The sequence below is a fragment of the Thermodesulfobacteriota bacterium genome (assembly GCA_039028315.1).
Classification (GTDB): Bacteria; Desulfobacterota_D; UBA1144; order Nemesobacterales; family UBA2774; genus CR02bin9.
The window spans coordinates 1-6,392 of record JBCCIH010000146.1; the positions used below are offsets into that span (position 1 = coordinate 1).

Below are 6,392 nucleotides of genomic sequence, written 5' to 3' on the forward strand. Positions count from 1 at the left end.
CTCAAGGACGATCTTAGGCACATTGAATCTATCAAAGGCTCAGCCTTTTTTTCCTTTTTAAACTTTAAAGGACCTGTCAATGATTCAGAAAAATGGGAAATAGGTGCAGAGGGAAACATAAACACAGTAGAATTAGGCTTACAGGGGCTTGATACTGATATGACAATTTCTGAGGCGCAGATTAAAACCACAACTCAGGAACTGGCGATTACAGAAACAACAGTTGATATTAAAGATAGTAAAATGACTGTGGGTGCAGTTCTCACAAACTATCTTACAGATTGGCTTAAACTCCAGATGGATTTTTACGGCAATATGCTAGCAGAGGAAGCAAAGGTGTTCTCAGATTATTTCAACGTTCCAACTCAGCTGAATTTTAACAGCCCTGTGGAGATTGCAGAGTCAAATATTGTGCTTAAGAAAAAACCTGCGGTTAATAGCCAGGTTGTGGTAACACAATTAACTCCTAATGGTACACCTGTGACCAAGGAGCTAGACCTAAATATAAATATAGTTGCAGGGTCAATGAACTGGGCGGATTCAGAGCCTAAGGCTCCTACCCAACAGCCAGCAAATGAGTTGCCACCTGCGGCGCCTGGGGTATCAGAAGAAAAAAAGAGCAAGACCGCTCTGAACGGAAAAGTAAACATAAAGTCTGATCATTTTGAGTTTAAAGGTTACAACTGGGATACCGTAAAAGCAGAAGTTGCGTTCTTAGAAAACCAGATAGATGTAAACGTTAATCAGGCAAATCTATGCGGAATATCAACACCTGGTGTGCTAGAGGTAGCAAGCCCTACATTAAAACTGCAATTTGAGCCATTTTCTGAAGAGGCGAATTTAGCAGAAGCAATTAAGTGTCTGTTTGATAAAGCTGGAATAATAACAGGTGACTTTGATTTTGGAGGAACTTTAAACTCCAACAGCGATATTGAAGATGTTTTGATGGCAATTGAGGGTGAGCTTGAGATGACTTCAAGTGAGGGAAGGGTAAGTAAGTACGGTGGGCTGGCCCGCTTCCTCTCCGCGCTTAATTTTGGGGAGATGTTTAGAGGAAACAACATAGACTATGAAGACGGCGGATTCCCATATGAATTTATAAAAGCCAGTGCAAATATCGAAGAAGGGAAATTAATAATTAGAGAAGCCGCTATGGACGGCCCATCATTAAAAGTAGTCTGTGACGGCAGTGTTGATCTTATCAATAACCAAGTTGATTTAAAAGTGATTGTAATTCCAGTCCTTGCGGTCGACTCGGTTATAGAAAAAATACCTATCATCAGCATGCTTTTAGGAAAAGATGTAGTTTCTATACCTATACGTGTTACTGGTGATATCTCAGATCCTACGATAGAGGAGCTCTCTCCTCATACCATTGGGGCCGGTCTTCTAGGTATTATCAAACAAACCCTAAACATACCGGTAACTCTGGTTAAACCTTTGAACTCGGGTAAGAAAAAAGAAACCACTGAAACCGACCCTGCTGAGGTAGCTGGAGAATCAACTGACGAATAGTCAAAACATTGAGCTGCATTTTGCTATCTATGTTTCAAGATGTCTCTGATCTCAGTTAATAGAACCTCTTCTTTGGTAGGCTCTGGTGGAGCTTCAGGAGCTTCCTCTTCTTTTCTCTTCATATTATTAATGCTTCTAATCAATAGAAAAACTGCAAAGGCTACTATTAGAAAGCTTATGATTGTGTTTATGAACAGACCGTAGTTTATTGTCACGGCTCCTGCTTCTGTAGCTTCTGCTAGGGCTGCGTATGGACCTGGTGGTGTGCCTTCTTTTAGTACTGAGAATAAGTTTGAGAAATCAACGTCCCCCAAAGCCAAGCCCACTGGCGGCATAATAACATCGCTAACTAAAGATTTTACTATTGTTCCAAAAGCCGCTCCAATTATAATACCAACTGCCATATCAACCACATTTCCGCGCATAGCAAATTCTCTAAACTCTTTAAGCATCATAGTCTCCTGCAAGATTGGTTTTTAAATTGATTTTGATTATCTCATACGGGATTAATTAATTCAATATGATTTTAGAACAAGTGTATGAATTAGACTGTATAAAATCTTGCTGATAAAATAATCGTTAGTCATTAATTGAGGGGTTAAGTTGATTACTTCTAACAAGCTTGAGATTATTTACTGCAAAAAGTGCAATTGGCTAACGCGCTCATCCTGGATGGCGCAGGAGCTTTTGACCACTTTTAGTGAGGAGCTATCAGAGTTATCCCTTATTCCTGGTTCAGGTGGGATATTTGAGATTAGAGTGAACAAGGATCTTATCTGGTCGTTAAAGGAAAACGGCAGATTCCCGGATATAAAGGAGCTTAAAATACTTGTCCGTGACCAGATTGCTCCTGATAAATCGTTAGGTCACACAGAGAGGTAATCTCAATTTGTTTACGAAAGTGTTTAGATTAGAGTGATGCCAGTTTATATGCTTGATAAAAGAATCGTTTTTCCCGACCCAAGGGAAGCTGAGCCAAACGGTCTTTTGGCGGTGGGAGGAGACCTTAGCTCTGAGAGACTTCTCTTAGCATACCGTAGTGGTATTTTCCCGTGGTTCTCTGAGGGGGACCCTATTTTGTGGTTCTCTCCAGATCCAAGACTGGTTATTTTTCTAGATGACCTATATGTTTCCACCAAATTAAAAAAAATAATAAGATCGGGCCAATTTGAAATCAGGATTGATGCTGATTTTGAACAAGTTATTGCCCGATGCTCTAAGTCAGAGAGGAGAGGGCAGGACGGGACCTGGATCACAGACGATATGATAAATGCCTATCTTGAGCTCCATACCAAAGGCTATGCACATAGTGTTGAGACTTATCATGATGGAGAACTTGTCGGGGGTTTATACGGCGTCTCATTGGGAGGGGCTTTTTTTGGAGAATCGATGTTTTTTGACATGAGTAATGCATCTAAAGTCGCGCTATATTTTCTTGTAGAAGCTCTTAAGTCATGGAATTTTCAATTTATAGACTCACAGGTTCCAAACAGCCATATGAAGGCAATGGGCGGTAAAGAACTAAAGAGAGAAGATTTTCTTAAAATGCTGGATAAAGCAATGATGTCTGAAAGCCGGGTCGGGTCTTGGAACCATGAGCAGTCAATTGAAAAATAGCTACATGCTGGTATAATCAGGGCTTTATTTTAGTTGGATGTTTAACGGTTGGATGTATTTATTCTGATGTACAAAACCCTGCAATATCCATTTTTCAATTTTAAAATTATATATAGAGGAGAATTTAAATGAGCGAATGGACAGTTACAAATCATGGACATCCTGATATTAAGCCCGAGAGCACAAAGAGAGCTATTTTTATCGGCAGATATCAGCCATATCACATAGGCCACGTTAGCCTTGTAAAGCAGAAATTAGATAAAGGTGTGCCATGTCTTATTATGGTAAGAGATATTCCTCCTGATGAGAAAAACCCATTTACAACAGAGCAGACAGTTGACATGATAAGAAAATATCATGAAAGCAAAGGCGATGATGTAGTAGTAATGATAATTCCAGATATTGAGTCCGTAAACTGGGGAAGAGGAGTTGGATATGAAATGAATGAGTTCTTCCCACCAGAGAACATCGGATGGGTTTCTGCTACAAAGATTAGAGCTTCAATAGGCGAGGGGAACGATGAGTGGAGAGAGCTTGTTGACGAGTCTATTCAGGAAGATGTTGTAAAATATCTTAAAGGCGAGTAATCAGTTCTGAAATAAATAGAGACGGCGAATATACCGTCTCTATAACCTTCTTTATTATTTGTTATTCTTTAAGTTATAAATACTAGGTACAATATTTTTTCTTTATACCAAAACATTTAAATAGGAAACTATTTGCAATGCCAAGACTGCTTGTATTTCAACATGTTGCTCACGAGATTTTAGGAACCTTAGATCCACTTTTAAGGGATGCCGGTTTTAGAATCAAATATGTAAATTTTGAGCGCCACCCCGATGCAGAGCCCAGCCTCACTGGGTATGACGGGCTTATAGTGCTTGGCGGTCCAATGAATGTTGACGAGGTAGATGATTATCCTAACTTGGCAACTGAAGTAAAACTTATACAGCAGGCGGTTGACAAAGAAATGCCAGTTCTAGGGGTTTGCTTAGGTTCTCAGCTATTAGCTAAAGCTCTGGGGGCTAAAGTAAATAAAAATCCTGAGAAAGAGATCGGCTGGTATGATGTCACTCCAACAACCGATGGTAGAGATGATGCTCTTATATCAAATTTTTCAGGCACTGAGAAGATATTTCAGTGGCACGGGGACACGTTTGATCTTCCAAGCGGAGCGGAGCTATTAGCCTCATCGCCGCTTTGTAAAAACCAGGCTTTTAGATACGGCGATAATGTTTATGGTTTTCAGTTTCACCTAGAGGTAGACAAACCCATGATCGAGCGATGGCTCAGGGTGCCAGAAAATAAAAAAGAGATTGAGGAATTGGGTGGCAAGATTGATCCTGAAGAGATAAAAACGCAGACCCCGGATCATATTTCGCGTCTGAATGATCTTAGTAACTCTGTATTTGGGAATTTCCTAGAGCTATTTGGATACAATAAAAAACGAAAGACACTGCCTTCAAGATAAGCTTAAGTCTGTTAATTAGAACCGTTAGTTTTTTTATTGTTATTATTGGTTTGCCTTCCGAACTTTCTATAGTCTTCAGCAAACTCTCTTAGCTTCTTATCAACCAGGTAATTCACAGTGCCGGTTTTGAATTTGCCTGTACTTCCCCTTTTTCCAGCCTCTTTTCCGGTTAATAGCTCAACAGCCTGATCGACAGTTTCAACTGGGTATATATGAAACTCTTTCTTTTTAATAGCGCTGACCACTTCTCTGTTCAGCATAAGGTTCTTAACATTTTGATGAGGAATTATAACTCCCTGCTCACCAGTAAATCCTTTTGCTTTGCAAACTTGATAAAATCCCTCTACTTTCTCGTTAACGCCTCCAATAGGTTGTATCTGACCTTTTTGGTTAACAGAACCTGTTATAGCAAAGCTTTGCTTAATTGGAATATCCGAGAGGCTTGACAACAAAACTACAAGCTCAGCGGTTGACGCGCTGTCACCGTCAACCATTTCATAGCTCTGCTCAAACCCGATGCTTGCAGACAAACTAAGGGGTTTGTTTTGTGCATACTGTGTTCCGATATAACCGCTTAAAATAAGTACGCCTTTGTCATGAATATTTCCGCTTAATTTTGCCCTTCGATCGATGTTGATAAGTCCTTCAGTGCCCATGTAAGTCTCGCACGTAATTCGAGAGGGCTTTCCAAACGCATAGTCCCCCATGTTATAGACTGCAAGACCATTTATTTGTCCAACCACAAGACCTTGAGTATCCACCATAATACTTCCCTTGGCGATCATCTCTTGGATCTTGTCCTCAACCATGCTCGATCTATATATTTTCTCATCAATAGCGCGCTCAACATGAGCTCTTTTTATGGCTTTACTGTTATTATCAACTTTTGCCCAATAACTGGCCTCTGTTAGGATTTTGCTTATAGACCCAAGCTGCACTGAGAGCTTGTTCTGGTCTCCTGCAATTCTAGAGGAATATTCAATAACAGTTTCAACTCCGCCTCTGTCAAATCTGTTAAGCCCTTCACGGTCACATACTGACTTTATAAAACATGCATACTGTGAGAGAACTTCGTCATCCCTATCTACTATGTAGTCAAAATCAGCTTTGGCTTTAAAAAGTTTTCTAAAATCTTCGTCATATGCGTAGAGCATCTGATAGAGCTGTGAGCTTCCTGCAATAATAACTTTTATATCTAACTTCACAGGCTCAGGGCGTATGCCTACAGTGCTTGAGAAACCATACTGCTCGTAGACGTCTTCAATTCTTAGCTCTTCATTTTCTAGCGCCTTTTTAAGAGAGTCCCAAACAAAGGGATACTTAAACAGATCAAGCGCATCTAATACGATATAGCCTCCGCTTGCTTTTGCGATTGAGCCCGCTCTTATCATTGTAAAGTCTGTAACCAAAGCTCCAAACCGGGCCTCTTTTTCGATGCTGCCGAACAAGTTGGAATATGTCGGATGAGTTTCTGATATAACCGGGGCGCCATTGGTATTGGAGTTGTCTATAAACACATTCACTTTATATTCAGTAAACGAGGGCTCTTGCTGGGGCATTCTATAGGGCATAGGCGCTGCAATAGGAGATCCTGTAGGTGCACCTTTTGCAGGCAGGAAATGATCTATATTCTCTAATATATGCTTTTGAAGCTGATCAAAATAATCAATTACATCAGGGAATCCTTTATATTTCTCTCTGATTATATCTATTAGATCACGTACTGAAAAAAGAGCTACCTTTTTTTCAAGCTCCTTTACTTTTTCAGTAGCCTCTCTCTCTAGCTTTC

Annotated in this window: 7 protein-coding genes; 5 read left to right on the forward strand and 2 right to left on the reverse strand. The window is 40.2% G+C overall.

What is annotated here, in order from left to right; genetic code table 11:
• A partial coding sequence (locus AAF462_09095) for an AsmA-like C-terminal domain-containing protein (protein ID MEM7009273.1) occupies positions 1-1,515 on the forward strand: 1,515 nt, incomplete at its 5' end.
• Between the two features lie 23 nt (positions 1,516-1,538).
• Here AAF462_09095 and mscL read toward each other — a convergent pair.
• Positions 1,539-1,967, reverse strand: coding sequence for a large-conductance mechanosensitive channel protein MscL (gene mscL / locus AAF462_09100; GenBank protein MEM7009274.1), 429 nt, complete (start codon positions 1,965-1,967; stop codon positions 1,539-1,541).
• A gap of 151 nt (positions 1,968-2,118) precedes the next feature.
• Here mscL and AAF462_09105 point away from each other — a divergent pair, with 151 nt between their 5' ends.
• The 4 genes from AAF462_09105 to AAF462_09120 all read left to right on the forward strand — a co-directional run bounded on the left by AAF462_09105 (position 2,119) and on the right by AAF462_09120 (position 4,603).
• Positions 2,119-2,397 (forward strand): SelT/SelW/SelH family protein, encoded by a 279-nt coding sequence (locus tag AAF462_09105; protein ID MEM7009275.1) that lies wholly within the window; start codon positions 2,119-2,121, stop codon positions 2,395-2,397.
• A gap of 48 nt (positions 2,398-2,445) precedes the next feature.
• Positions 2,446-3,132, forward strand: coding sequence for a leucyl/phenylalanyl-tRNA--protein transferase (gene aat, locus AAF462_09110; GenBank protein MEM7009276.1), 687 nt, complete (start codon positions 2,446-2,448; stop codon positions 3,130-3,132).
• A 128-nt stretch (positions 3,133-3,260) separates the two neighbouring features.
• The gene (locus AAF462_09115) at positions 3,261-3,719 is read left to right on the forward strand and encodes an adenylyltransferase/cytidyltransferase family protein (GenBank protein MEM7009277.1); all 459 of its coding nucleotides are present in this window, start codon (positions 3,261-3,263) and stop codon (positions 3,717-3,719) included.
• 137 nt (positions 3,720-3,856) lie between these two features.
• The gene (locus tag AAF462_09120) at positions 3,857-4,603 is read left to right on the forward strand and encodes a gamma-glutamyl-gamma-aminobutyrate hydrolase family protein (protein ID MEM7009278.1); all 747 of its coding nucleotides are present in this window, start codon (positions 3,857-3,859) and stop codon (positions 4,601-4,603) included.
• A gap of 11 nt (positions 4,604-4,614) precedes the next feature.
• On the opposite strand, the gene AAF462_09125 is transcribed toward AAF462_09120, so the two are convergent.
• A partial coding sequence (locus tag AAF462_09125; protein MEM7009279.1) for an ATP-binding protein occupies positions 4,615-6,392 on the reverse strand: 1,778 nt, incomplete at its 5' end.